Here is a 25,875-nt window from a genome sequence, read left to right as displayed (position 1 = left end):
GAGACATTGGAGACGGGCAGATGATTTATGCGCGCCTCAGATAGCCGGACGGTCGAGTGTTCTGAACTACGTGAAATGAGACCGTCCGGTTAGATGAGGTGCCATAAATCACAAGCGGCTCCATGCGAACAGATTTATATTTTCGCAGGGTGCGACGAAGCCGGAGGGAGCCTCAACCTGTCGCAAACCTCCCTGCGGGCATTCCCGCTGCGCCCCCAAATCCCCCGGGCCGTCCTTCAATCATAAAACCCCCGCCACCGATTGGTGACAGGGGTCTCAATATGTACTGACTAAAGCAATTGATTATTAACTAGTTACTACGTGTTGTAAATCTAATTGAATTAGTGTCTATTAGTTGTTTGCAGACTCAGATGTAGCCTCAGAAGCAGCCTCAACTGCCTCCTCAACAGAAGCCTCCTCTGATGCCTCAACAGAAGCATCCTCATTAGCCTCTTCTACAGTTGCATCTGTAGCAGCCTCAACAGCTTCCTCAACAGAAGCGTCCTCAGTAGCCTCTACTGATACTTCCTCAACGGCCTCAACAGCCTCTTCTACTGTAGCCTCAACAGTTGCCTCAACAGCTGTCTCCTCTACTGCGTTCTCTTCTACTGCTGCCTCTCCGCAACCAGCAAGAACTGCTGCAGAAAGTGTTAAAACTGAAAGTAATGTTACGATATTCTTTTTCATAATATATAATCTCCTCTTTGTATACTGCTACTTCAAAACAGAAAGCAGTGACACCTGGTGCCACACAGTCTGAAGTAGTCAATTGCTTCAGTACAAAGTAAGATTATATACTCCTAAAAACGAAATGTCATGAATAAACTTGTGCATATTATATTAAAGAATTGCCAATTTGTTGTGCATCTTGCACAAGCTCTTTTCCCTCAAAATCAGTTGGAACCGCCGTCAGATGCTGAATCCGCGCCGCTTTCAGAGGCCGAATCACCGCTGGCTGCTGTATCCGCATTATCCGTTTCCGGAATGCTTATATAGGAACCGAATTCCGCCACAGACCCCCCTGATTCAGTGTCCATTTTAAGGGTAATGGACATTCCGTCCTCTCCCTGACCCACCAGATTACCGCAGGCAAAGACGTACTCTTTTCCATTCTCATCAGTGGCCACAAGCTCATAGTCCTTGGAATCCGCATAAACCTGAAGCATTATCCCCATGAGGGTGTATCCGTCTGTCAGCACCACATCATCTCCCAAAAGATTGTCTGAATAGCTGTCTGCAGAAACATCATGGAGCTTCAAAGAAGTCAGATTAACTCCCGTCTTATTAACAAGGTAGCACTCTATCTCCTGATGCTTGGCAGCTTCCACCCTGTCTGCCTCCTCGCTGTCGTAGGTCTTGTCCATGACTCCCACAATATCTTCATATTCGGAAATAATAGCTCTCACTGTGGGGAGATACTCATCGATCTTCTTGTCGCTCATCTTGGTAAAATCAACCGTCAGAGTCTCATCAACCCTTGCTGACAGCTCATCAAGCTTGGCCCTGTTGGACTCCTCGGTGAGGTCCAGATATTTCTGCTCAGCGCGGCCTCTGTATTCGATCAGTGTATTTCTTGCAGTCTCCGCCTCATCCAGCTTCTCGTCAGAAGGCTTGCAGCCCACAAGAAGAAGTCCGCAGACAGCGATCAACATCAATGTCTTAAACTTTTTTACATTCATTATTATTATTCCTTTTTCCAAAAAATAGAATGTCGCTTGCGACATTCTCGCGCCGAGCGCGGTTGCTGAAGGCAACATATTCCTATCGCGCGAGTGCGCATCCATAGCGGAGCGCTTTTTATGATATAGGAATTTCGGAGAAATTTCCTATATCATAAAAATTCCCGGGATCGCCCCAAAAGGCAATCCTAGGAATCCATTATACCCCAGAATCCGGTCCGTGGTAATAATAATCCATTATAAGTCCCACCACCTGAGTGTAATTAACCTTGCCCTCCAGCACTCCGTTGACCTTGAGGTTCGTGTCGATGAAGACATCTGCGGCTTTTTTAACTGTCTCGGTCTTGATCACCGCCTTCTTCTCGACCTCTTTCCACTCCTCCTCGGTGACGAACTGGTTGTCAAACCTGACCCTGTCGGAGATCTTTACATGGGAGTTGTAAACGTCCTTATCCACAGCCTTGTAAAAATCGTTGTTGATATAGTTCAGAACCCCCAGCCAGCCGCTGTACTGGAACACGATATCATCGGATCTGATGCAGGCCAGGAACCCGAAGAAATTGGCCTCGTCCTCGTAGATGTAGCCGTGGGTGTGGGCCAGCTCATGGCACATGGTGAAGGGCTTGTTCATTATCGCCATCTTGGAATTGATATTGGCTTCCATGGAAAAAGGGAAGTAGTACCCCTGCATGTACTGTTGGCACATAAATTCAGAAAAATACAGCTCCTTGGGAACTGAGAAATATCCGTCAAACCTCTTGTAATCATTGGAAAGAGCCGCAACCGCGCGCCTTGCGGTCTCAGTCATGTCGCCCTCGTAAACCACATTTCCCTTTTCATCCCTGGGCATCTGCTTGCTAAGTTCGTTGCACTTTTTTACCACAAAGTCACGAAGATCTGCCAGCTGCTGCAGGTCGTAGCTCTCCCCCGGCGCATAGAGCGGAATCTTGGAGGTGTGATACAGAACGAAGCAGTTAAGACTCATAATGACACAGGTTATGGCCAGAAGAACCGGTGTCACTCTGTAAAAAAAATCTGATATCCCATCAAGGACCTTTTTGGCCTCTTTAACGGATTCTTTTTTGGACAGGAAAAAATGGTATATTCCAAGAAAAATGGTATGTAAAAGAATAAACAGAACCGTGGTCGCCACATATATGACCACCAGAACCAGTAGCCACTCTCCCACGGAAAATGGTGCTATGCTGGTAATTCGCGAATATACGGATGTAAGCCTTGGAAAAATATTATCAACGTAAAAATCGGAAAAAGCTGTGCTCTTCCACGCGATCAGATTGAATATTCCACAAAGAACAAGTGTAAGAATAATAGGAAATGAAAAAGCCTTCTTCGTTTTCATGTCCGTAACCCCCGGTGCCCCAAATATACATAATATTTTACATTCAAAATATGTACTGAAAATGTCTAAAACAGGAGTAAATTGTTCATATTTTATACATATATTAGAACCATTTTAAGTTAGCTTAAGGTTAACCATGGTAAAATTATAATAGGAACTAATGATCACTTTTAATAAAGGAATTATTTCATATGAAACTTCTTCTTGCAGACGACGAAAAAGAATTAACAAACGCCCTGGTGGCTATATTAAAACACAGCAACTACACCGTGGATGCGGTCTACAACGGCACCGACGCCCTGGACTACGCTCTTGCGGGGGACTACGACGGCATCATCCTGGATGTCATGATGCCCGGCATGGACGGCATGGAGGTTCTGAAGGCCCTTAGAGCCAAGGGCATCTCCACACCGGCTCTTTTCCTCACTGCCAAGACCGAGGTGGATGACAGGATAAAAGGCCTGGACCTGGGGGCGGACGACTATATTTCCAAGCCCTTTGATATGGGGGAGCTCCTGGCAAGAGTGCGGGCAATGCTCAGGAGAAAAGAGGAATTTGCTCCCTCTGACCTGACCTGCGGAAACCTTACTTTGGACAGAAACGGGTGCGAGCTCAAGACCCCGGATCACGAGGCCGTGCGCCTTGCGGGCAGGGAATTCCAGATGATGGAGATGCTCATGACAAGCCCCGGCCGCATTATCTCCGTGGACACCTTCATGGACCGCATCTGGTCTGACGGCGAAGCGGACGTAAACGTAGTCTGGGTCTACATTTCCAACCTTCGAAAGAAACTCGCTTCTTTGGATGCAACCTGTGAGATCAAGGCCTCAAGAGGTCTTGGCTATTCTATAAACGAGGTCAAATAATGGAAGCTGAAAACAGTATGGTAAAAAAGCTGCGGAAAAAGTTCGTGCTTACTGCGATGTTATCGCTGCTGGTCATTCTCGCCATAATGATCTTCGTCATCAACATCGTTAACGTGAACCGTCTTATTTCCGATGCGGACAACCTCCTTAACATGCTGACCCTCAACGACGGTGAATTTCCCATGCCCTTTGGGCCTGAGTCCAAGGGCAGAGGCCGCGGCCCCAGAGGTCCCATCGAAAATGATCCCAGTGCCTTTTTTGCCCTGGATAAATTAAACGACAACAGGTCCCGGGAGATGCCCTATCAGTCCAGATATTTCTATGTAAAATTCAACGCTGACGGTAAAGTCTACATGGCAGACACCAGTCACGTTGCTTCCGTTGATGATGACACCGCCATAAGCTATGGCAACGCTGTTTATTCCGATAAGAACCACAAGGGCTTTCATCACTCCTACAGATATCAGCAGCTGCTGGATACCGACGGCAACAGCATAATTGTTTTCACGGACCTGAGCACCTCAATCCTCAGCGCCTACACACTGCTGTATCAGTCACTGCTCATAGGCCTTTTTGCCCTGGTGGCCATGTTCATTCTGGTGTATCTCTTCTCCGGAAGAGCCGTGGCCCCCGTGGTTGAGTCCCTGGATAAGCAAAAGAGATTCATCACCGACGCAGGCCATGAACTGAAGACCCCGCTGGCTGTCATCTCCGCCAATGTTGACGTTCTGGAGCTGGAATCCGGCAAGAGCGAATGGACCGGAAGTATCCGCAACCAGATAAAGCGCATGAATTCTCTGGTAAAAAATATGCTGACTCTCTCCAGAATGGACGAGGAAGTGATGCATGTGGTCTACAGCGATTTTGACATGAGCAAGGCCGTGGAAGAAACCGCCAGAAGCTTTGAACCCGTGGCGGAATCCGAAGGCAAGGACTATCAGATAAATATAGAAGAAGACATACACATCACCGGGGATAAGAACGCCATAACCCAGCTCACATCCCTGCTCCTGGACAATGCCATTAAGTATTCTTCGGAAAAAGGAAACATACACCTTATGCTCTCCAGGGACAAAAATGTAGTTCTTGAGGTCTCAAACAGCTGCAGCAACATCCCCGAGGGCAATCTGGACAAGCTATTTGACAGGTTCTACAGAGCGGACTCCTCCCGAAGCAGAGAAAGCGGCGGTTTCGGAATAGGCCTTTCCGTGGCAAGGGCCATAGCCATCTCCCACGGAGGCGATATCCAGGCACTGCGAGATGGGGATGAGCTCATCAGATTTGTGGTAACTCTTCCGAGGCACCTTCCCAAGAGCATGATGGCTAGAATTAGTAAGTAAATAATAAAATGTGACAACTTTATACTTTTTTAAGATATTTTTTTCGTAAAAATGTCTGAGAAGTCCCATTAATACTGCATTCCTATGCTATAATTAATAAATCACAACTAAACTTAATTTTTACTGACTGGAGGGATGCGTATGTACAAAAGCGGGGACAAAGTTATTATTCTTGATTACAACCAGAAACCTCTCGTTCCACAAGTAGTAGCAGAGATTGAGGATGTGATCGCCGAGGACAGGGTAAGGCTCAAACTTCCTGACAATGCTTGTTGTATGGAGTTTGTTGATCGTTTTGAAAAGATTGATGAAGAAACCTATAATAAATATCTCCACGCTGTGCATGAACGCGAAAAGGAGCTTCCTGTAGACCTTCAGCTGGACATCAGGAAATTCGCTTCCAAGCATCCGCGCCGCAGAAAAGATGAGATCATAAAGATGTTCGACAGGGACAAGCGCTACGTTTCAGTGCTTAACGCCTACACCGGCCGTGCCAAGATGTACGGTGAAGAGAACATCAACGACCGCTTCCTTTTTGAATATAAGGAAGCCCTCTACGGAATTGTAGAGACAAGAACCTTCTTCCACGAGCTTGATGATTCCATCAAGGTTCCGGAACTGATCTGAATATAGCAAATTAAGAGCCGGCCTCATTTTGATAATGAGGACCGGCTTTTCTTATGTCATATGCAGTTGCTATTTCTGAGATCTGAGTCTGTGATCTGCCATTAGCTTCAGTCCCATACCGATGCAGATGAAGAAGTAGGGAGTCGATACAGTCTGGGGAAAAGACACAAGGCTGTTCAGGAAGTAGGCTCCGATAGGAAGGGCAAAGACCATGGCCAGTCTGGTATCTTCCTCTGAATTCATGCCCTCTGCGATCTTCATGAGATTCCAGAGACTTGAAAATATCATTCCAAGGTAGGCCGCTGCTCCCAGGATTCCGTTCTGGATAAGGATTGTAAAGAGCTCTGAGTGGGCATTGGTGAGCCTTGCGCCATCGAAGGCATCATACACCACCCGGGCAATCTCCTTATCTGTTTTGATAAAAGCAAAGTAACAGTCAGGTCCCACACCAAAGAGCTTTTGGAAAAAGGATTCCCCGGAAAAGACCATGGCTGAGATCCTCCAGATGACGCCCCTGCCGTTGCCGAAGTCATCACTGAAGCTGTTTTTTACATATAAAAGAACCACAACCCCTGCCGTGATGGCCACTCCTATGAGGAGGTAGCGGTAGATTTCCTTTTTGAAGGAAGCCTTGATCTCCCCAAGAAGACAGCTGAGTCTGTAGAGGCTGATTGCCGCTGCCGCCAGGATAAGTCCCACGTGCCTTGCGCAGGTAAGGATCAGGATGCTGTCCTCGTAGGTATAGCTGCTCTTAAGGATTATATAGAGAAGACCTGCACTCTCCATGGCTATTCCCAGGATAAAAAGCTGGCAGAGGAAGTTCTTAAAACTCTCTCTGTCCCTGAGGCCGTTAAAGGCAAGAAGCCCGAAGCATGCTCCCACCACCAGAAGGGCGCTCTCGCTTCCCTGAAGAAAAAGTGCCGCAAGGCCCACCAGCTCGTATATTGCGCAGAGGAAAAAGCCCTTGGAAAATCTCTTTTCCCTGTAGCAGAGCCCTGCCCCAAGGGGCACAAACACTGACAGAAAGCCGGTGAACCAATTGATGTTGCCGATGGTTGCCAGGTAGGAATTGTTTCTGCCGTTGATGGCAAAGGGGTAGATGCCGAATCTGTTGATGATGCCAAGGATGAACATCAGGAAGGGCACCAAAAGACTTATGGCGGCCACCCATTTACTGAACTTGCCGCTGCCTATGCCCCAAAAGGCAATGATAAAGGCCAGTGCCGCTGCAAAACCCCAGGTCAGAAAGCCGGTTCTCCAGCCATCCAGGCCGAAGAAGGCTACCTTCCTATCTACTGCGAAGGCAAGCGAAATGATGGATAAGCCGAAGAATGCCAGAAGAAAAGCTCCCTTTCTCGCGGTTACGATCAGCCTTTCTTTATCTATCTGTTTCCCCGCTTTCTTAAGCCTCAGCAGATAGATTCCGATTCCCAAAACACAGGCCCCCAGCGCAATCCCGCTTATCCACAGAAATGCCAAACCCTTAGCTTCGCCCAGCTTGTGATATCCGTCCTTCATGTATATTGGTAAAAAAACACACATCACCACTATGTAAATTGCTGTCAGAAACTTCATAAAATACTCCCGATTATTTTTTGGTCCCCCATCCTCGTCCACGGGGGCCGCCCCACAGCAGAACGTCAGAAATATTCGCCGCTCCTTCGCTTAGATTCATGGCACTCCCAAAAGTCCCCCTCGTGTCTGCGACTCAAGAACTCCGTCCGTATCTTCTGCAACCACCACATGCTCTAATCCGTCGGACGTCAGACATTGAGCCGCGGACAGACCCTCGGAGGATTTTGGTAGCGCTCATGAATCTTTGCGCTCTCTCACAGGACTCACATTTCTGACGTCCTGCTGCGTGTCGGCCCCCGTGGACGAGGTTGCATCGATAAATATAAATACGTGAAGATAAAATAATTACTTCCGGATCAATTCACTTATATGTGAATTATGTGGTTTTACTGAAAATTCTGTGCGTTTGCCTGTCTTTGGATGGTCGAAAGCAAATTTGTAGCAGACAAGGCACACATCCTTGATTCCCTGGGATTCAGAAAAGGCCTTGGAATCAGCACTTCCGTACTTCTGATCTCCGAGGATCGGATGTCCCAAATACGATAGCTGTGCACGAATCTGATGATACCGCCCGGTAAGGAGCTTGATTTTAAAGAGTGTCATCTCGCTTTCTTCAGCTACCACTTCATATTCCAGCTCTGCTTTGTCTACTCCTCCTGCGATAAGGCGACACTTTTCACCACTATCCAGAAGCACTGAACTGCCATCAAACGATTCCTTCTCTTTTTCAGTGAGGATTATCGCGTTCCCATCGCTTTCTTTACGTGCGATATAGTCAGTCAAATGACCTGATTTTTCCTGAACACTTCCAAAAGAAAGAGCATAGTAGTACTTATCCGTAGTCTTTTCCTTGATCTGCCCGGAAAGGCTCGTGGCTGCTGCCTTGGTCTTGGCAAGAACCAGAACGCCCTCCACCGGCTGGTCCAGGCGGCTTACGGTGGCGACGTATGGGGGCTTGGGTTTTCCTGCATAGGCGGCCCTGCGCTCTTTTCGCGCCAGGTAGTTCCTTACGTAGCTCACCACATCCATGCTGCCTACCCTTGCCCCTTCCGTGGCAACTCCGGCGGGCTTGTGGCAGGCGATTATGTCATTGTCTTCATAGACGATTTTTATCTCTCTCATCAAATCAACACTCTCGGATTTTATAAACTGAAAAAAGCGTCTACCAACGGCATTTACCGATGATAGACGCCAATGTGCATCTTGTATTATACCTTAAATCTGTAGCCTACGCCCCAAATTGTTTCAATATACTGTGGATTGGAGGTGTCGTACTCGATCTTTTCACGGATCTTCTTGATATGCACTGTTACAGTGGCGATATCGCCGATGGAATCCATGTTCCAGATCTTGCGGAAGAGCTCTTCCTTGGTGAATACGTGGTTGGGATTCTCTGCAAGGAAAGTAAGAAGATCGAACTCCTTGGTTGTGAAGCTCTTCTCCTGGTCATCCACATAAACTCTTCTTGCGGTCTTGTCGATCTTCAGTCCTCTGATCTCTACATAGTCGTTGGACTCATGACCTGAACCAACAAGTCTTGAGTATCTGGCCATATGTGCCTTAACTCTTGCCACCAGCTCTGATGGGCTGAAGGGCTTGGTGATATAGTCGTCGGCGCCAAGTCCAAGGCCTCTTATCTTGTCAATGTCGTCCTTCTTGGCGGATACCATAAGGATCGGCACATCCTTCTTTTCCCTGATGTGCTTACAAACTTCAAAGCCATCCATTCCCGGAAGCATAAGGTCAAGAATTATCAGATCAAAGTCCTCTGCAATAGCGGTTTCAAGACCTGCATCTCCGGTGTTCTCAATCTTTACCTCAAAGTCACTGAGTTCAAGGTAATCCTTCTCGAGGTCGGCGATTGCCTCTTCATCCTCAACAATAAGAATTTTGCTCATACACGTTCTTTACCTTTCTTTTTAATATGTGTCCTGGTCTACTGTTACGGCTTCTGTATCAGCCTCGGAGCTGTCTGCATAGTCCACAAATTTACGAAGGACGAAATGCATGCAGGTTCCCTCCCCCTCATGGCTTGTAGCCCATATATATCCGCCATGATCCTCAATTATCTTTTTAACTATTGATAGTCCTATACCGCTGCCGCCCTGCTTGGAATTGCGGGATGCGTCCGTCCTGTAGAATCTGTCGAAGATATTGGGAATGTCCTTCTGGGCGATTCCCTTGCCGTTATCCTCCAGCTCCACTCGGATGGAATCCAGCTCATCAAGGATCCTGATGTCGATCTGACCGGTGCCGTCGTCACGATTGAGGTACTTGACGCTGTTGCTGACGATATTGTTGACTACCCTCTTTATCTGCTCGGGATCCGCAACGATCTGGGTGTCCGGAGTAGTAAGGTTCGAATAATTCAGCTCAATCTGCTTATTTTCAAGGTCCGCGCCGATCTCCTCGATACAATCGCCGAAGTAATCAGCCACATTGAGCTTTACAAAATTATAAGGGATACGGTTGTTGTCGATACTGGAATACAGCGTAAGCTCATTTATCAGGTTGTTCATGTCATTGGCCTTACCGTAAATGATCTTGATGTATTTCATCTGCTTCTCAGGGTTGTCGGCAACGCCTTCAAGAAGTCCCTGGGAATATCCCTTAATGGCAGTGATAGGAGTCTTAAGGTCGTGGGAAATATTACTGATAAGCTCCTTGTTCTGCTTCTCTCGCTCTATTTTTTCTTCCGCGGATTCCTTAAGACGAAGTCTCATGTCCTCGTAGTTGCGGTACATGGCTCCAATCTCACCCTTTTCCTTGACGTCCGTCGGAAGGACATAGTCAAAATTGCCATCCTTAATATGCTGCATCGCCACGTTAAGTTCGTCGATGGGCTTGAAAAAGCTCCTTCCGATCCACATGGTGAGCAGAATACTGGTTAGCAAAAGGATCAGTATGATGGCGATACTCATGTACACTATCATGGAAGTAGTCAGTGCCGGTCTGAGCCCTGATACTATGTACAACGAGCCCTCTTCCCCTGTGGAAAAGATAAAGTCAATCTGCCTTACTAGTCGTCTTGAGGATGTGTAGTAGATTCCGTTTACGTTGGTTCCGTAGCCCGGAAGCTCCTTCAGTACGTCTCTGGCCCGCTCGTAGTCATCTACGTAGTAGACCGCATCCCCTTTTTTAACAATGATAAAAGCATACTTCTGCTCAACTTTACTGTTGAGTTCACTGAGAAAAAGCGTGTTCTCCAGTGCAAAAGGATCAACTAAAAGCGAAAGAGTGATCTCCTTGGTAAGCTCCTCCGTCATTTCAGAAAAGGCTCCGCCGGGGTCCGAAATCATGCCATAGTCCATGTTTCTGGGGTATCCAACGGTCTGCTGCCTTCCCACCAAATAACTTCCTAATACAAGGTACGTTCCTACTGCAAGTATAATCGGTATTATTACAACCGCTATTGATGTGATCAAGAGTTTAGTACGAAAACGCATAGTGCCCCCTACATCTAAATTAAGTATAACATAAAAAATGCACGGTTGTTAATTTTCACTTTATAATTATCAATTTTTTGAACAAAAATTATTTATATATTTATTACTATATTTCATAATATATTTAAAACCTTGTGCTTGCTATGTCTTTTAAGGTTTGATAAACTTTTATCGAATGCGGAAAAGGGTTTCCGCAAGGCAAATAGGAGCTGGAAACCGTTATCGCGCGTCCTTTGGGCGATTACGGATCCCGTATCCGAACGGGCATAGTCAGGTTTAAACTGATAATAATAGAGGAGGACTCGAAAAATGATTAATTGGAATAATCTTGATACTCTTGGTTCATTTAATGAGCTCAAGGGCGCAAAAAAGGTTAACCTTCAGGCAGTTATGGAAGGTGCCTCAGGAGCAGAGCGTGTAAAGAAGTACTCTGTACCTATGGCTGCAGGCCTTGCATTTAACTACGCTGCAAAAGAGGTTGACGATGCAGTTCTTGGCTCACTTGAAAAGCTTGCTACAGAGGCTCAGCTCCTTGAGAAGTTTGAAGCTCTCTACAACGGCGAAGTTATAAATACAGGCGAGAAGCGTCTTGTTCTTCATCAGCTTACCCGTGGTCAGCTGGGAGAAGACGTGGTTGCAGACGGCGTTAACAAGCGCGAGTTTTATGTTAAAGAGCAGCAGAGAATTGCTGATTTTGCTAAAAAAGTTCACTCAGGCGAGATTGCAAACGCCAAGGGTGAGAAGTTCACAACTGTAGTACAGATCGGTATCGGCGGATCTGATCTGGGCCCCAGAGCTATGTATCTTGCTCTTGAGAACTGGGCTAAGAGAACCGGCAACTTCAAGATGGAAGCCAAGTTCATCTCCAACGTAGATCCTGATGACGCATCAGCTGTTCTTGCTTCTGTAGACGTTGCACACTCACTGTTCATCCTTGTTTCCAAGTCAGGAACTACACTTGAGACTCTTACCAATGAGTCCTTCGTTACAGATGCTCTTAAGAAGGCCGGCCTTGATCAGAACAAGCATATGATCGCCGTTACTTCCGAGACATCACCTCTTGCTAAGAGCGATAACTACCTTGAAGCTTTCTTCATGGATGACTATATCGGCGGAAGATATTCTTCAACTTCAGGCGTAGGCGGAGCAGTTCTTTCCCTCGCTTTCGGTCCCGAAGTATTTGCTAAGTTCCTGGACGGCGCTGCCGCTGAGGACAAACTTGCAGCTAATAAAAACGTTCTTGAGAACCCTGCACTTCTTGATGCACTTATCGGTGTTTACGAGAGAAACGTTCTTGGATACGGCAGCACAGCAGTGCTTCCTTACTCCCAGGGCCTTAGCCGTTTCCCTGCACACCTTCAGCAGCTTGACATGGAGTCCAACGGCAAGAGCGTTAACAGATTCGGCGAGCCTGTTAACTATGTTACAGGACCAATCATCTTTGGTGAGCCCGGTACCAACGGACAGCACTCCTTCTACCAGCTGCTTCACCAGGGAACAGATATCATTCCTCTTCAGTTCATCGGCTTTAAGAACAGCCAGTGCCAGAACGATGTAAACATTCAGGACAGCACCAGCCAGCAGAAGCTCTGCGCCAACGTTGCTGCTCAGATCGTTGCATTCGCCTGCGGTAAAAAAGATGACAACAAGAATAAGAACTTCGAAGGCGGACGTCCTTCAAGTATCATCATCGGTGAGGAGCTGACCCCTGAAGCACTTGGTGCACTTCTTTCTCACTTCGAGAACAAAGTAATGTTCCAGGGCTTCGTATGGAACATCAACAGTTTCGACCAGGAAGGCGTACAGCTCGGCAAAGTCCTTGCCAAGAAAGTCCTTGCCCACGAAACAGATGGCGCCCTCGCTGAGTACAGCAAGCTTCTTAACATTTGATTTTGATCGGACAAAGATAGAGAAGGCCGTGGGCGCTACGACGAAATAAAGATTTGTTCGCTTCGCCGACTCCTTGATTTATCAGCACATAAAAAAAGCCGTGTCACAAAGCTTTCACGTTGTTCAGAGCAGCTTTGCAACACGGTTTTTTTATGTGCATAAATCATAGTCACAGTACGAATGACTCACAAATTTCCATTACGCCGCAGCGCCCCCGATCTCCTCTATCTTCTGCGCGTTGGAAACGTATATGTTGAGAATGCTTGCTTTACACAACAGGCTTCCCGCAGGTTTCGTTGGGCAAGTATATTTTTTGAATGAGCTGCCGCGCAGACTGCTTGCTAGTCACAGTAAAGAAAGGGCCTGCCCCCGCATAAATAGGATAAGACCACGGGAAAATGCTGGTCTTATCCTACATTTTATCGGTATAACAGTAATATATTATTGATTGAAGGTATTTTTTGTAATTTAATAGGATAAAATGCTTTATATTGTAGAATCTTATCCTATTTTTCAAGAAAAAATATAGGATAAAACAATTGAAACTGTAGAGTCTTATCCTATTCCGCTGTTTTAGCCACTCCAAATGAAGCCATATTGAATGTTACTATTCACAGTCTTACGACTGCTCATAGTAACATTCGGGGCGATATTAAAGTTTTGCTTCGCAAAAGATCGCCCCTCACTCTTGTATCATATTCTCACGAATCACGCAGCTAGTGCGTGATTCTACTATGAATAGTAACTATTGAACTACTTCCCGGAGCGGGAGCTTAGTCAAGGGACCGTGGAATAAACCGCAGCGGCAGCCCCCGTCCGGGTAGCCACAAAAATAGACTTCCGCGAGGATTTATGCCGCGAAAGCCCTTGATTAAGTGACACGGATCATCCTTGCCAGGCGGGGGACGGCTTCTTTATGCCGGCCCTCCTGCCTTCCGGCGAGGACGGGTTCGGGCAGCGCCCGAAATAAAGCTTAGGACCAGGGGATGCCCAAGTGGCGGGGATAGCCCTTCTCGAAGGGCCATCCCCAAGAACGTCCTCCTAGGTACTAGCACCTTCGGGTAGCCACAAAAATGCATAATTGGGGTCTGACCCCACTCTGTGCTAAAGCCAGTAAACATCATCGTTTCCCGGGTGTCAATTTGGTTAGATTGTGTGCAATTTCATAAACTCTTAAGCAGTTCCAGCGTCGCTGCCGCGCAGTCTTTCGCAGCCTTTGCTTCAAACACAGGATAGTCCACAACATCGCTGCCGTCTGCCTTGTCGGAGATGGCGCGGATGATGAGGAAAGGAATGTTGTTCAAAAAGCATGCCTGAGCGATTCCTGTGCCTTCCATCTCGCAGCACATTCCGCCAAAATCAGCTATGATGGTGTCCTTAACTGCCTTGTCGCAGATGAACTGGTCACCGCTGCAGACTCTTCCCTCAAAGATCCCAAGATCCGGCGCCGCAACCTTGATGGCAGCCGCAGCCTTCTCTCTCAAAGTCTTGTCTGCCTCGAAAGAAGCCACTCCCAGCTGGGGAACCTCTCCCTTTTTATATCCGAAAATTGTAGCGTCCACATCATGATAAACCGCATCTGTGGAGAGCACGATGTCTCCGATATTGATCCTTGCATCCAGCGAGCCTGCTGCCCCGGTGTTTATAACATGGGTCACACCGAAGGTATCCACCAGGATCTGCACACAGATTCCCGCATTCACCTTACAGATTCCGCTTCGTACAACAACTGCCTCTGTGCCTCCGATGGTTCCCTCAAAGAACTCCATAGAGGCCTTCTTAACGATATTTTTTATCTCCATGTTCTTCTTGAGGGTCTCTACCTCAACTTCCATGGCTCCGATAATTCCAATTTTCATGGGTTTTCTCCTTTATTCTTAATGATAAAATTAAACCGCATATTTATTATAATGCATGTAAACACATCTAAAAAGGGAAGCTCCTCATATTCCAAGGAACTTCCCTTAATCTGTCATATCGATCGTTACTGTTCACTCGCCACAGCTCGCTCCAGTAACGAATTCGCGCATTCATTCCAATTCGCCTGCGGCGAAGAATGCGCTCACTCCTGAATCATATTCTTACGCAGTCAGCGGCGTTGCGCTTCCTGCTACCTCTGAACAGTAACTATCGGTCCTTTTATTATTCCGGATAGACAAGATGCTTATCATCTATGTTGTAGAGAGTGTTGTCCAGATACCTTTTTGCCAGGAAATTGGCCATTCCCAAGTTCATATCAAGATAATTGCCACAGTCTCTGGGGCTTGCTCCGGGAACCTCTCCCTTAAAGTCCCTGATAAACTCATACATTCTTGTGATAAGAGGTACGATGTCCCTGGAATCAAGGTCTCCTGCAAGAACTACATAGAAGCCGGTCCTGCAGCCCATAGGTCCAAAGTAAATGGTTCTATCCTTGTACTCCTCATCGTTTCTGAGGAAAGTAGCGCCAAGGTGCTCCATTGTATGTACCTCTGCGGTATTCATGACGGGTTCCTTGTTGGGAGCTGTCATTCTAAGGTCAAAGGTTGTGATGGTCTCTGCTCCCACTTTGTCTTTTCTTGATACATAAATGCCCGGTTCAAGGTCTAAGTGATTCACTGTAAAGCTTGCTATTTTTTCCATTATGTTCTCTTCCTTTAATCTTTATTGGACTCATGGAAAACTTCATATGAATCGCGGAGATACCCTTTGATATTCTCGTAATCCCTGTTGGCGATGGCTGTGTAAAGCGTATCCACAAGGAAGAGCTGCGCAAATCTTGAACTGGTGATTCCGCTCTTTTTATCAATCTCGGGCGATGTGGCAAAAAGAACCTGATCGCAGCCTGTGGTAAGGGGATTATTTCCCAACTTGGTAATGGCAATAGTGCCGGCACCTCTCTCTTTTGCAATCTTGAAAAGTGCCATGATCTCTGCATTCTTGGCGTTGTCGCTAAAGAAAATCGCCACATCATCAGAGCAGATCTGGGAAATAGTCATGAGATTCATATGATGATCCTGGTTAAATACAACATTATAATGAATTCTCAGAAGTTTGCAATACAGGTCGTAGGCTGCAACTCCCGCCGTACCTACACCAAATACCTGGATCTGCTTGGCTCCCACGATCTTTGTTACCGCATCGGAAAAAGTTCCCGCGTCAAAAAGTCTGTATGTGGTCTGCACCGCCTGAACGCTGGTAGCACAGATATTATCTGCAATTGACTGAAGCGAGGTATATTCATTTACGTCCTTGAAGGAAATCTTGGGACCCTTGTCCGCCTGAGCCAGTGAGGTGTTGGCCTCTGCATAGTAGGCGTTCTTCAGATCCTTAAGTCCGTTATAACCTATGGCCTGCGCAAATCTTGTCCAGGCCGCCTGGGTTGTGCCGGAGAGCCTCGCCAGCTCTTTTATGGGATATTGGAAAAGATCATCCTTCCTCTCCAAAACATAGTCTGCCACCAGTCTCTCGGAACTGGGCAATGAGTTATAACAACTTTTGATCTTTTCACTGACAATGTTCATAATAACCTCCATTATTTGAAACCCTATATCATAAGTATATATCAATATTTCATTCATAAACGAAATAAAATTACAAACTTTTCATAAGATATTCTAAAACTTTTATAAACTGAAGACAAAGATGGATATTTGTGTTATATTTGATATTAGGAATGATTACTGATTTTGAGAAAGGGTCAATTTTTTAATTCGCAATAGCAGGAGGTTACATGGCGCTTAAATACAGCAAACAGAGAGCTATGATCAAAGATTTCCTGCAGGGCAGGAAAGACCATCCTACGGCAGAGGTAGTCTACAACAATATCCGGGAGATTTACCCCAAGATCAGCCTTGGCACGGTTTACCGGAATCTGGTGCTTTTATCCGACATCGGAGAGATCGCAAGATTCAGGGTTGGGGACGGATATGAGCATTTTGACTATGATGTCAGAAATCACAACCACTTTGTCTGCAACTGCTGCAAAAAAGTGGCGGACATCGAGATGGACGATATCAACGGCAAAATTGATGAGATCGCCTCCAAGTCTTTTCCCGGAAAGATAGATGGGCACAAAATCTATTTCTACGGCACCTGCGAGGATTGCCTTTTACAGAATCCGCAATTATAAATTCAAACATCATGTGCAAACAATTGCACTTTGCGCAGAGCGCGAGAAAGGAGATTTCTACTATGAAATGGGTATGTCAGGTATGTGGTTACGTTCATGAAGGCGACACTCCTCCGGAGGCTTGTCCTGTATGTAAGGCACCGGCTGAGAAGTTTACCAAGCAGGCAGATGACCTTGTATGGGCTGCTGAGCACGTTGTTGGTGTAGCTAAGGGCGCTCCTGATGATATTATCGAGGACCTTCGCTCCAACTTTACCGGAGAGTGTTCAGAGGTTGGTATGTATCTTGCAATGAGCCGCCAGGCTTATCGTGAGGGATATCCCGAGATTGGTGACTATTATGCTAAGGCAGCCTGGGAAGAGGCTGAGCACGCAGCAAAGTTTGCTGAGCTTCTGGGAGAAGTTCTTACAGATTCCACCAAGAAGAACCTTCAGATGAGAGTTGACGCTGAGAACGGCGCAACCAATGGAAAGACAGATCTTGCCAAGAGAGCTAAGAAGCTTGATCTTGATGCTATCCACGACACGGTTCATGAGATGGCCAGAGACGAGGCTAGACACGGCAAGGCTTTCGCTGGTCTCCTTAAGAGATATTTCGGTTAATCAGAAATATATATACTGAATTTTTGAAAGAGGGCAATCCTGTGTGATTGCTCTCTTTTTTTGCATTGAAATTGGTCAGTTTGCATGCGTAAAGAACAGACTGCAAGTTCGTAATATGGTGTATAATTGTTTTATATAATGTGTATGCATGATTGAAAGATGGCTAGATATTTATGAGGGATCACGATGAATAAATCTTCAGATAAGCTGTTATCAAGATTGTTTTTTTCAATACTACCGGTACAGATACTTATTTTTGCCATGGGCTCCATCAACACCATAGTTGACGGAACAATGGCGGGACGATACATAGATTCCACCGCGGTTGGAGTTATCGGTCTTTACTACTCCATGGTCAATATCATGACCGCTGCGGGCTCGGTACTTCTCGGCGGTACCACTGTTCTGTGCGGAAGGTACATGGGAAAAGGTGAAATCCACAAAACTGAAGGTATCTTTTCTCTGAATCTGACGGTGACATTCATTGTTGGAGTTATTCTTACTGCCTGCAGCCTTCTGGTCCCGGGACCAATAGCAGTTATGCTGGGATCCAGTGACGAGCTGAAGGCTAAACTTGTCCAGTATATTGTCGGATATGCCATCGGTATCATACCTATGCTCCTTGCTCAGCAGATAGCTTCTTTCCTTCAGATGGAGAGGCAGAGCACCAGAGGATATATAGGTGTTGCAGGTATGATCATTTCCAACGTCGCATTGGATATTGTGCTGGTAGGGGTTCTGCATATGGGCATTTGGGGCCTTGCCCTTGCGACTTCTTTCAGTAATCTGACCTATTTTATTATACTTGCTCCCTATTATTTTTCTAAAAAATGTCAGCTTCATTATGGCTTCAAAAAGATATTGTGGAGGGATCTGGGCCGCCTTATAAAAATCGGTATTCCCGGAGCCCTGCTTGTATTCTGTATAGCCCTAAGGGGCATGGTCCTCAACAGAATTCTTCTTAAATATTCAGGAAATGACGGCCTTTCAGCCATGTCATCCTTTAATATGATCTGCGGTTTCCTTATTGCATATTGCCTGGGAAACGGATCTGTTGTCCGCATGCTGACCAGTGTTTTTGTGGGTGAGGAAGATAAGCACTCCATGAAGAAGACTCTGAAGCTGGTCTTTACCAAAGGGCTTCTCATGTCGGTGGTGTTTACCATATTTATATTGCTCATAGCTCCTTTTGTGACATCCATTTTTTTCCCGGACAATACTTCAAACGTGTATAAGCTGGCCTATCAGCTTCTTATGATCTATTCCGCATGCATACCGCTGATCCTGATATGCCAGATCTTCACAAATTACCTTCAGGCCACCGGTCATGTAACATTTGTAAATATCCAATCGGTGTTCGATGGCTTTTTTTCCATGGTCATTCCGTCGATTATTCTCGCTCCCATCATGGGAGCCATGGGTGTCTGGCTTGCCAATCCGATCGGAATTGTACTGACCATACTTACGGTCCCGCTCTACAACATTATCTTTTGGAAGAGGCTTCCGAGAAATGTTGACGAGGTCATGTTCCTCAGACCGTCTTTCGGTGTGGCGGAGGGAGACCTTATCGATGTTCCTATTTCTGATATCAGTGACGCATCAGCTGCCTCAGAGAAGATCCAGAACTTCTGCGCTGAGCATTCCATGGGCAAAAAAACTGCCTATTTTTCAGCTCTTTGTCTTGAAGAGATCTCAACATATATCATTGAACACGGCTTTAAAGCCGATAAGAAAAAACATTCCCTGAATGCACTTTCAGTTTTTAAGGATGAGAAAGTAATTCTCAGGATCAAGGATGACTGCCAGCCCTTTGATCCAAAGGACATGGCGTATCTGACCTCGGGAGAAGATAACCTTGGTAATATGGGAATCAGGATGGTTTATGACATTGCGGATGAGGTTAATTACCAGAACATGCTGGGAATGAATGTCCTGACCATTACCATAGATGACAAGAATCTTCTTGAGAACAAAGAAACAGATTATCTTTTGGAAAAGAGATTGCGGGAGCTTAGCCCGGAGCTTCATACCAAATTCAGAAATACTGTTTTTACAACTGAGAAAATACTGTCGAACTATCTGCTTCTTTTCCCGGGATTTACGGACCACTCCGAGCTTCACAGTATGACGGTCATTGACTCCTGTAACAGACTTATAGGAAAAGAGCGGATAAATGAGCTGAATGCAGACGAGATATTTATTCTTCTGGTGGGCTGTTACCTTCATGATGTGGGCATGGGCATAAGGGAAGAGGATTTCCAGGAGTTCAGGGTAAGACTTCCGGAAAAAGAATTTTTTGAAAAGAATAAGGGTGCCAGCAAGGCAGATTTCGTAAGGTCTTATCACAATGAGTTCAGTGGCTTTTTTGTTGAAAAGTATGCAGATCTCTTTGAACTGCCTTCAAAAGAGCATGTTTTTGCGGTGAAACAGATCGTGCGAGGACACAGAAAGACAGATCTGATGGATGAAAAGGAATACCCTTCAGAGTTAAGGCTCCCAAACGGAAACACAGTATGTCTGCCCTATCTCGCGGCTCTTATAAGATTGTCGGATGAAATTGATGTTGTGGCCACCAGAAATCCTCTTGTTCTCTTCGATATTGCTATTTTGACAAAAGAGATCGATATTGTTGAGACCAGAAAGCTTCTGGCCGTCAAAAGCATGATGATGACAAACGATGCTTTTATTCTAAATTATGAGACAGAGGATGAAAATGTTTATAGATCACTTGAGGTTATGGTGGAAAAGATGCAGGATATTCTGGATTACTGCAGGGATGTAGTAAGTAAAAAGAGTAAATTCAACATCAGCCAGACAAAGGTTGTTCTGAAAAGAAGATAAACTATAAAGTCGCAATATTTTTCATTCCCATTTTGAAACCCTTATGATAAGATGGAGTGCTTAAAAATATAATTTTAAGCAAAGTAAGAGAAAAGAGGTATACAAAAATGGGTAGATATCGGGAGGTACATTCAGAAAAGGAAGCAAGGAAATATGCAAGGGGTTACGCAACCACAATATGTTGGTTTCTGTGGGCATTTTGCCTTCTTATCCTGATTTATACTGTTGGAATGCAGTATTCTGAGTACAGAAGTATCAAAGGGGCTACAACTGTTGTCGCAGAATACACCAGAGGCAAGGACTTTGAACATGCTAATTATATGGATGAGGATAACCACTATCATTCCTTCGACATAACAGGAATGGGCGCTGAGCATGATGGTGATTCCATTGTGCTTTACTACAAGGGCGATATAGATTCTGCACTCCCCCGCGTAGGTGCGGCAACCTGGATCAGATCTTATGTATTATTTGGACTTGCGTTTATATGCTTATCTATAAGATTGATCGTCATTTATAAGTCGGATCACAACGTCTATGACGCTAATGGTTTCTTCAGCAAACTGTCAGTGTCTCCGTTAATTAAGTTTTATATGAAAGAGAAATAAATACTGAGATTAATAAGAGAGTAGTCCGCAGACCACTCTCTTTTCGTTATTAGCAAGTCTTCTTATAAAGATCCCTTTTGCGGAGGCCGTTCTCTTTGGCCTTCATTAAGAAGCCCTTGTTGCCGTACATGATGTATCCGATGCGGGGGAATTTGTAGGACTTGGTGTAAATGTCCCCGATCACGCCGGAAGCATTGATGGCTTCTGCGGCGCGAAGGAGCTCTTCATATACAAATTTGCCGGGGCCGTGGTGACCGTATTTGATCACGTTGCCCATCATTCCGCCGGCGCCGATGGCGATACCACCGCAGTAGGTAAAGCCGCATTTCTCACACCAGGTCTTTACCATGCTGAGAAGGTTGCCTATCTGCTCGCTCTCGAAAAATCCCATGTTTGCAACAACATAGATCTTCTTATCCCTTGAAACAGCGCTGCCGGCGGCACATTCTTTTTCCAGAAGCTCCATGAGCTTAAGGGCTGTTGAAGGAATTCCATCAACATAGAGGGGCATTCCGAGAACCACTTTTTTAGCGGAAAAAACTTCGTCTCTGAGCTCATCCATCTTTTTAAGATAAGGAGTAACGTTGAGCTGAAGCTTCTCACCCTCGGTATTGTCTGCAATGATGTCCAGGAACTTCCTGGAGCGGGATTCATCTCCGCGGAGGCTGCAGTTTAAGAAGAGAGTCTCGGTCTTAACTTCCTGCTCCTTGGAAACTTCAGCGGCCTCTCCGGTCTCAGCCTCAGTCTCCCAGAACTGTATATCCTTGATACGTCCGTTGAAGTTGATGCAGACAGCCTTCACGTACTTTTTTGCCTTCTCCTTGTCCTCTTCAGTGAGGTTCTCGCCTCTGAAGATAAATCTGAAGGGCTTCTTCTCGTGGAATCTGGGCTGGTGGTGCATCTCGCCCTTAACCAGTCTGAAAAAGGGAAGAATATATCCGATGCTCCTGTCCAGAACATTTTTTACAAAGCTGCTGAATCCGCCGTAGGTATATCTGCTGATGACAACAACCTCATCGGCGCTGTGGATGAGCTGTCCCATCTTGTCATAGCCATCCTTGATAACGCACTGGCCCGGAGTCTTGAGCCAGCATCCAAAGCATCCTGCGCAGGGGGAGATGTCTCCCTTGTCTGAAATCACTTTCCAGCCTTCATAATCTGAAGCTATCTTTGCCCATTCTTTTTCATTTAAGTCGTGAATAATAAGATTCATAGGTCCCTCCATGCGCTAGATGTTTATCTAATATTTGATTGATGAATATAAAATATCATATTGTTTGATGGTTGCCAAATATAAATATTAGATTTTTATCTAACATAATATAAAATGCCTGTGAAAAAGGGGATGTTGACGGTGTATGGTATCAGTGCTACACTCAATTAAGAAACAAAAATAACGAGGAAAGCGAGGTAATCATAATAATGAGTGCAATGAGAATAGAGATTGTAACTGAATATGGAATGATGGCCTCGGTATGCCCATTTTGATATATTAGACTAGTTCTATTCTATATTAGCATTTGAACCGTGGCTTGTTTTGTCACGGTATTTTTATGCCCTTTTTTAGGGAAAAAACACTATGAAAACACTACAAATTAACGGAGAAAAAAAATGAATAATATTGGAAGAATTACAGAGATTCAGAAAAACAGCTATACAATCAGATTTATGGAAAAAGAAATTCCGGCTAAGCTCAAGGGCTCTTTTTACAATGAAAGTGCCGATAAGCTGCCGGTGGTGGGTGACTATGTTGAATTTGCCTACAACCCCATGGGGGATTCAATGATCCGGTCTGTATGCGAGAGAAAGAGCTTTTTGACCAGGCCGGATCAGGCCAAGACTGCCACTATGCAGTATATGGTGGCAAATGTGGACTACACCTTTATTGTCACATCATTGAATGAAGACTACAGCTACAACCGAATCGCAAGGTATGCCAGCGTTGTGCTGCAGGGGGGCTCCACGCCTGTGGTGGTTCTCACCAAGTCTGACCTTTGCAATAACGCAGGAAGGTATATAAGTGAAGTGGAATCAATTTCAGATAAGATCAGGGTCCATGCCATCTCTGCTAAATATGAGATTGGCCTTGAGGAGCTTGATGAGTATCTGACCCCCGGAACGACTATCTGCTTCATGGGCTCCTCCGGTGCAGGGAAGTCAACGCTTTTGAATGCTATTTGCGGAAAAGAGATAATGAAGACTTCAGAGATAAGGTCCTATGATTCCACAGGAAGACACACCACCACCCATAGACAGCTGATCACGCTGGATAACGGTGTTGCTATCATAGACACTCCCGGCATGAGAGAGCTGGGAATGGCTCAGGTTGAGGAGGGGCTGGATAACACATTTTCTGATATCCTGGAGCTGGAAAGTCAGTGCAGGTTCAGTGACTGCAAGCATGAGACTGAGCCCGGATGTGCTATTAAGGCTGCTATCGAAAGCGGGGAGCTTGATCCTGACAGGTACATGCTCTACAAGTCCTTAGGACAGGAGAACCAAAGAAACTACGCCAAGAAAAAAGTGATCTCCAAATGGGCAAAGGCCTCCAAGAAGTTTAAGGATAGCAACAATGTCTGGTGATGGATGAATATAGTTCATTGGTTGGCTGTCACCACAAGCTCGTAGTTGGGGCCGAAGGACCAGGATTCAAGGGTGTTTCTGGCGGAGTCCCGGAGGGTCCAGGTGCCGGATTTGATCTCGGGCTGCCCTTTCATATCCATGGTAAAGTAAATGGCGGTGCCGTCGGCAGCCTGTCCATAGAAAGCACCACTTTCATTGGAAAAAGTGCCTTTTACCCTGTGGGATGCGGAAACAATGCCGTCATCTCCTGTGATGGTGGCTATCCAGCTCTTCCCGGACTTTTTCATGGAAAGGGTTATATCGCTGACTTTTCTTCCTAAACTGTTCTTAAGGGAAAGGTCATAGGTTCCTTCGATATCCCCGAAAGTATCATTATAATCGCTCTCACTTATGCAGACATAATCAGGGTTAAGCTCCAGGGTATAGGGCACTCCGCAGTCTATCTTTATACATTTCCTGTCGTGGAGAATGCCGGTGCTGCCGGACTTAACAAATATCTCGCAGTCCTCAGCGGTGCCCTTGCTGACAAAGCTGCCATCTGCTGCCCTTCGCTGCACCCACCGGGAGGATACCCTGAACATGGCATCCCTGGTTCTGTCTCCGATGAAGGTCAGGGTCAGGTCATAATAGGTAAAAGTATCTTTTGAGCTGCTACTGTCATCAATCCTCATGAGATACTTAACATTGGCTCCGTTGCTCAAGGCTATAAAGATCGGGTCAAACTTGGAAAGCTCCACAACGGTCCCACGCTTGTTATAAACTGTGGGCGTAAGGCTCATCTCAATAATCCCGACCTCCTTGAGCCTGGGCATAAGATCAAAGATATTATCAACTTCAAACTGTTCGTAGGGCTCCATCCAATGGTCCGCAGCATAGGCTGTAACGGGGGTAAAAAGCAGGCAAAAAGCACTGCAAACCAGCACAGTAACCGGGGTTATTCTATTTTTTACAAATCTCTTAAAATTCTTCATACCATATTCTATCAGCGAATTGTTAATACCAAGTAAACCTAATGTTAAGACTCGGAAAAGAAATTCCAAAGAAAATCTATAGAATATTAGATAAAAATCTAATGTTTATATTTGAAAATCATCAAATGATATGTTACGTTATAATCATCGAACAATTATTAGACATCTATCTAATTCATAGTCTATGGAGGCAGTATGAATCAGTTTCATTTGGAAGTAAATTATGTTCCGGAGAGTATCACACTTCTCAATATGGTGGCTCAGCCCGCGGGGTTTGAGATTAATTTCATGAACAGTATCGCCGCTGAGTACGGCATAACTCCTGATGCTGAGGCAAAAGAGTATGTGACGATGCTGCAGGAGATCGAGGATGAAGCCCGGGTAGAATTTTCCAAGGATATGGAAGATATCCGCTTTTTCTGCGGTATGCAAAAGATTGGAGAAAAGGTTGAGACCTTCGCCAATGTGCTGATGCTGGCTGGTAACAATGCCCTGAGAGAGAGGTCTGTGGCGGATTATTATGATGAGCTTAAGGGGCTTTCCGAGGAGGAGTATACGAGGCAGTTCTACTATGAGGTTATGGTCTTTGGCACCAGGAGAATCGGTCAGGGAGCCGAGGGGGCGGTCACTGCCCTGGAGGTCTTTGATCTTATACAGCAAAAAGAGCTGTCGGATGCGGAGAAGTTAAGGCTTCAGAAGATGTTTATACACCACAGGGAGTACTGCGAGAAGTTCGCGGGGCTGATGGAGCGGGCTGCCGGGGTGATAAAGAAGTATGAGAAAAAGCTCCTTGCCAAGGGTAAAAAGGTGGCTGCGTACTTTGAGGGAGTTCTTGGGGGCTCCACAATGGCGGCTTATATCATGAAGGAGCTGTTCCTGGACCAGGAATATGGGAATAATTTTGAGGAATGTGATGTTTATATCTCTTACATAAAGAGCGCGGCTATGGGATTTTTCTTTGAGGGAGAGCCTGCTGCCAGGGCGGTGGTGAATATCGGAGCGGTTTATAACGACTCCATAAGGATCGGGGATCTTTTGAAGAATCAGAACAGCCTCAATGAGGACAAGGTGCTGATGATGCTTAAGCTGCTGGCTGATAAGAGTAAGTTTCAGATTTTGTCGGCCACGGTGGAGAAGGCGGCCTATGGGGCGCAGCTGGCGAATATGCTGGGGCTGACGACGGCGACGATATCTCATCATACGTCGGCGCTGCTGGAGCAGAAGCTGCTGACGCTGGAGAAGGTGGATACGAAGATATATTATAGGGCGAATCCGGAGATGATCAGGGCGTTGGTGGAATATGTGAAGAAAGAACTTTTGAAAGAGTAAAATGTCCCACATTGACCCGGACATAAAAATCCCCAGACTCGGAAGAG

The 25,875-nt window shown here is 45.8% G+C and carries 22 protein-coding genes; 10 read left to right on the top strand and 12 right to left on the bottom strand.

Going from position 1 to position 25,875, the window contains the following annotated elements; genetic code table 11:
* Window positions 1-351: 351 nt before the first annotated feature.
* The 3 genes from T359_RS20275 to T359_RS20270 all read right to left on the bottom strand — a co-directional run bounded on the left by T359_RS20275 (window position 352) and on the right by T359_RS20270 (window position 3,039).
* Window positions 352-687, bottom strand: coding sequence for a hypothetical protein (locus T359_RS20275; protein ID WP_026517769.1), 336 nt, complete (start codon window positions 685-687; stop codon window positions 352-354).
* 206 nt (window positions 688-893) lie between these two features.
* Window positions 894-1,679: a hypothetical protein gene (locus T359_RS0112420; RefSeq protein ID WP_026517768.1), complete on the bottom strand. Its 786-nt coding sequence runs from the start codon at window positions 1,677-1,679 to the stop codon at window positions 894-896.
* Between the two features lie 199 nt (window positions 1,680-1,878).
* The gene (locus T359_RS20270; RefSeq protein ID WP_051545356.1) at window positions 1,879-3,039 is read right to left on the bottom strand and encodes a DUF3810 domain-containing protein; all 1,161 of its coding nucleotides are present in this window, start codon (window positions 3,037-3,039) and stop codon (window positions 1,879-1,881) included.
* 191 nt (window positions 3,040-3,230) lie between these two features.
* Here T359_RS20270 and T359_RS0112410 point away from each other — a divergent pair, with 191 nt between their 5' ends.
* The 3 genes from T359_RS0112410 to T359_RS0112400 all read left to right on the top strand — a co-directional run bounded on the left by T359_RS0112410 (window position 3,231) and on the right by T359_RS0112400 (window position 5,872).
* On the top strand, window positions 3,231-3,905 hold the full coding sequence (locus T359_RS0112410; RefSeq protein ID WP_026517767.1) for a response regulator transcription factor: 675 nt from the start codon (window positions 3,231-3,233) through the stop codon (window positions 3,903-3,905).
* Complete coding sequence (locus T359_RS20265) at window positions 3,905-5,245, top strand: sensor histidine kinase (RefSeq protein ID WP_051545353.1); 1,341 nt, start codon at window positions 3,905-3,907, stop codon at window positions 5,243-5,245. Before T359_RS0112410 ends, T359_RS20265 begins: the two co-directional genes overlap by 1 nt.
* A gap of 141 nt (window positions 5,246-5,386) precedes the next feature.
* Window positions 5,387-5,872 carry a hypothetical protein gene (locus T359_RS0112400; RefSeq protein WP_026517766.1) on the top strand — a complete coding sequence of 162 codons (486 nt, stop codon included), beginning with the start codon at window positions 5,387-5,389 and terminating at the stop codon, window positions 5,870-5,872.
* Between the two features lie 69 nt (window positions 5,873-5,941).
* On the opposite strand, the gene T359_RS0112395 is transcribed toward T359_RS0112400, so the two are convergent.
* From T359_RS0112395 to T359_RS0112380, 4 genes are all read right to left on the bottom strand, one after another.
* Complete coding sequence (locus tag T359_RS0112395) at window positions 5,942-7,447, bottom strand: O-antigen ligase family protein (protein ID WP_026517765.1); 1,506 nt, start codon at window positions 7,445-7,447, stop codon at window positions 5,942-5,944.
* Window positions 7,448-7,792: 345 nt separating this feature from the next.
* Window positions 7,793-8,569, bottom strand: coding sequence for an RluA family pseudouridine synthase (locus T359_RS20260; protein WP_051545351.1), 777 nt, complete (start codon window positions 8,567-8,569; stop codon window positions 7,793-7,795).
* A gap of 86 nt (window positions 8,570-8,655) precedes the next feature.
* Window positions 8,656-9,345 carry a response regulator transcription factor gene (locus T359_RS0112385; protein WP_026517764.1) on the bottom strand — a complete coding sequence of 230 codons (690 nt, stop codon included), beginning with the start codon at window positions 9,343-9,345 and terminating at the stop codon, window positions 8,656-8,658.
* A gap of 21 nt (window positions 9,346-9,366) precedes the next feature.
* On the bottom strand, window positions 9,367-10,893 hold the full coding sequence (locus T359_RS0112380; protein ID WP_026517763.1) for a sensor histidine kinase: 1,527 nt from the start codon (window positions 10,891-10,893) through the stop codon (window positions 9,367-9,369).
* Window positions 10,894-11,202: 309 nt separating this feature from the next.
* On the opposite strand from T359_RS0112380, the gene T359_RS0112375 reads away from it, so the two are divergent.
* Entirely contained in the window at window positions 11,203-12,783 is a 1,581-nt protein-coding gene (locus T359_RS0112375; RefSeq protein ID WP_026517762.1) for a glucose-6-phosphate isomerase, read from the top strand.
* Between the two features lie 1,163 nt (window positions 12,784-13,946).
* Here T359_RS0112375 and T359_RS0112370 read toward each other — a convergent pair.
* The 3 genes from T359_RS0112370 to T359_RS0112360 form a co-directional block, all read right to left on the bottom strand.
* Window positions 13,947-14,642, bottom strand: a complete 696-nt coding sequence (locus T359_RS0112370) for a 5'-methylthioadenosine/adenosylhomocysteine nucleosidase (RefSeq protein WP_026517761.1) — start codon at window positions 14,640-14,642, stop codon at window positions 13,947-13,949.
* Between the two features lie 283 nt (window positions 14,643-14,925).
* Complete coding sequence (locus T359_RS0112365) at window positions 14,926-15,405, bottom strand: S-ribosylhomocysteine lyase (protein WP_026517760.1); 480 nt, start codon at window positions 15,403-15,405, stop codon at window positions 14,926-14,928.
* Between the two features lie 14 nt (window positions 15,406-15,419).
* Window positions 15,420-16,286, bottom strand: a complete 867-nt coding sequence (locus T359_RS0112360; protein ID WP_026517759.1) for a MurR/RpiR family transcriptional regulator — start codon at window positions 16,284-16,286, stop codon at window positions 15,420-15,422.
* Between the two features lie 209 nt (window positions 16,287-16,495).
* Between T359_RS0112360 and T359_RS0112355 the strand changes: the two genes are divergently transcribed.
* The 4 genes from T359_RS0112355 to T359_RS0112340 all read left to right on the top strand — a co-directional run bounded on the left by T359_RS0112355 (window position 16,496) and on the right by T359_RS0112340 (window position 20,945).
* Window positions 16,496-16,894 (top strand): Fur family transcriptional regulator, encoded by a 399-nt coding sequence (locus tag T359_RS0112355; RefSeq protein ID WP_026517758.1) that lies wholly within the window; start codon window positions 16,496-16,498, stop codon window positions 16,892-16,894.
* A gap of 62 nt (window positions 16,895-16,956) precedes the next feature.
* On the top strand, window positions 16,957-17,496 hold the full coding sequence (locus T359_RS0112350) for an NADH peroxidase (RefSeq protein ID WP_026517757.1): 540 nt from the start codon (window positions 16,957-16,959) through the stop codon (window positions 17,494-17,496).
* A gap of 186 nt (window positions 17,497-17,682) precedes the next feature.
* Window positions 17,683-20,337: an HD domain-containing protein gene (locus T359_RS0112345; protein WP_026517756.1), complete on the top strand. Its 2,655-nt coding sequence runs from the start codon at window positions 17,683-17,685 to the stop codon at window positions 20,335-20,337.
* Between the two features lie 107 nt (window positions 20,338-20,444).
* On the top strand, window positions 20,445-20,945 hold the full coding sequence (locus T359_RS0112340) for a hypothetical protein (RefSeq protein ID WP_026517755.1): 501 nt from the start codon (window positions 20,445-20,447) through the stop codon (window positions 20,943-20,945).
* A gap of 49 nt (window positions 20,946-20,994) precedes the next feature.
* Here T359_RS0112340 and T359_RS22835 read toward each other — a convergent pair whose 3' ends face one another.
* Window positions 20,995-22,158: a flavodoxin family protein gene (locus tag T359_RS22835; RefSeq protein WP_197027096.1), complete on the bottom strand. Its 1,164-nt coding sequence runs from the start codon at window positions 22,156-22,158 to the stop codon at window positions 20,995-20,997.
* 398 nt (window positions 22,159-22,556) lie between these two features.
* Between T359_RS22835 and rsgA the strand changes: the two genes are divergently transcribed.
* A complete protein-coding gene (gene rsgA / locus T359_RS20250; protein WP_051545349.1) occupies window positions 22,557-23,528 on the top strand; it encodes a ribosome small subunit-dependent GTPase A in 972 nt (323 codons plus the stop codon).
* Window positions 23,529-23,542: 14 nt separating this feature from the next.
* Here rsgA and T359_RS0112325 read toward each other — a convergent pair whose 3' ends face one another.
* A complete protein-coding gene (locus T359_RS0112325; RefSeq protein WP_026517754.1) occupies window positions 23,543-24,499 on the bottom strand; it encodes a hypothetical protein in 957 nt (318 codons plus the stop codon).
* Between the two features lie 195 nt (window positions 24,500-24,694).
* On the opposite strand from T359_RS0112325, the gene T359_RS0112320 reads away from it, so the two are divergent.
* The gene (locus T359_RS0112320) at window positions 24,695-25,828 is read left to right on the top strand and encodes an ArsR/SmtB family transcription factor (RefSeq protein ID WP_026517753.1); all 1,134 of its coding nucleotides are present in this window, start codon (window positions 24,695-24,697) and stop codon (window positions 25,826-25,828) included.
* Window positions 25,829-25,875 lie beyond the last annotated feature (47 nt).

Origin of the sequence: Butyrivibrio sp. MC2021 (assembly GCF_000621605.1) — a bacterium.
GTDB lineage: Bacteria > Bacillota > Clostridia > Lachnospirales > Lachnospiraceae > Butyrivibrio.
Note: the sequence above shows the minus strand (reverse complement) of the source record. Positions and strands in the feature narration are given on the sequence as shown.

What these genes read in the sequence shown, in the direction of transcription:
- T359_RS20275 (WP_026517769.1), bottom strand. Translation starts at nt 687, where the DNA reads ATGAAAAAGAATATCGTAACATTACTTTCAGTTTTAACACTTTCTGCA.
- T359_RS0112420 (WP_026517768.1), bottom strand. Translation starts at nt 1,679, where the DNA reads ATGAATGTAAAAAAGTTTAAGACATTGATGTTGATCGCTGTCTGCGGA.
- T359_RS20270 (WP_051545356.1), bottom strand. Translation starts at nt 3,039, where the DNA reads ATGAAAACGAAGAAGGCTTTTTCATTTCCTATTATTCTTACACTTGTT.
- T359_RS0112410 (WP_026517767.1), top strand. Translation starts at nt 3,231, where the DNA reads ATGAAACTTCTTCTTGCAGACGACGAAAAAGAATTAACAAACGCCCTG.
- T359_RS20265 (WP_051545353.1), top strand. Translation starts at nt 3,905, where the DNA reads ATGGAAGCTGAAAACAGTATGGTAAAAAAGCTGCGGAAAAAGTTCGTG.
- T359_RS0112400 (WP_026517766.1), top strand. Translation starts at nt 5,387, where the DNA reads ATGTACAAAAGCGGGGACAAAGTTATTATTCTTGATTACAACCAGAAA.
- T359_RS0112395 (WP_026517765.1), bottom strand. Translation starts at nt 7,447, where the DNA reads ATGAAGTTTCTGACAGCAATTTACATAGTGGTGATGTGTGTTTTTTTA.
- T359_RS20260 (WP_051545351.1), bottom strand. Translation starts at nt 8,569, where the DNA reads ATGAGAGAGATAAAAATCGTCTATGAAGACAATGACATAATCGCCTGC.
- T359_RS0112385 (WP_026517764.1), bottom strand. Translation starts at nt 9,345, where the DNA reads ATGAGCAAAATTCTTATTGTTGAGGATGAAGAGGCAATCGCCGACCTC.
- T359_RS0112380 (WP_026517763.1), bottom strand. Translation starts at nt 10,893, where the DNA reads ATGCGTTTTCGTACTAAACTCTTGATCACATCAATAGCGGTTGTAATA.
- T359_RS0112375 (WP_026517762.1), top strand. Translation starts at nt 11,203, where the DNA reads ATGATTAATTGGAATAATCTTGATACTCTTGGTTCATTTAATGAGCTC.
- T359_RS0112370 (WP_026517761.1), bottom strand. Translation starts at nt 14,642, where the DNA reads ATGAAAATTGGAATTATCGGAGCCATGGAAGTTGAGGTAGAGACCCTC.
- T359_RS0112365 (WP_026517760.1), bottom strand. Translation starts at nt 15,405, where the DNA reads ATGGAAAAAATAGCAAGCTTTACAGTGAATCACTTAGACCTTGAACCG.
- T359_RS0112360 (WP_026517759.1), bottom strand. Translation starts at nt 16,286, where the DNA reads ATGAACATTGTCAGTGAAAAGATCAAAAGTTGTTATAACTCATTGCCC.
- T359_RS0112355 (WP_026517758.1), top strand. Translation starts at nt 16,496, where the DNA reads ATGGCGCTTAAATACAGCAAACAGAGAGCTATGATCAAAGATTTCCTG.
- T359_RS0112350 (WP_026517757.1), top strand. Translation starts at nt 16,957, where the DNA reads ATGAAATGGGTATGTCAGGTATGTGGTTACGTTCATGAAGGCGACACT.
- T359_RS0112345 (WP_026517756.1), top strand. Translation starts at nt 17,683, where the DNA reads ATGAATAAATCTTCAGATAAGCTGTTATCAAGATTGTTTTTTTCAATA.
- T359_RS0112340 (WP_026517755.1), top strand. Translation starts at nt 20,445, where the DNA reads ATGGGTAGATATCGGGAGGTACATTCAGAAAAGGAAGCAAGGAAATAT.
- T359_RS22835 (WP_197027096.1), bottom strand. Translation starts at nt 22,158, where the DNA reads ATGAATCTTATTATTCACGACTTAAATGAAAAAGAATGGGCAAAGATA.
- rsgA (WP_051545349.1), top strand. Translation starts at nt 22,557, where the DNA reads ATGAATAATATTGGAAGAATTACAGAGATTCAGAAAAACAGCTATACA.
- T359_RS0112325 (WP_026517754.1), bottom strand. Translation starts at nt 24,499, where the DNA reads ATGAAGAATTTTAAGAGATTTGTAAAAAATAGAATAACCCCGGTTACT.
- T359_RS0112320 (WP_026517753.1), top strand. Translation starts at nt 24,695, where the DNA reads ATGAATCAGTTTCATTTGGAAGTAAATTATGTTCCGGAGAGTATCACA.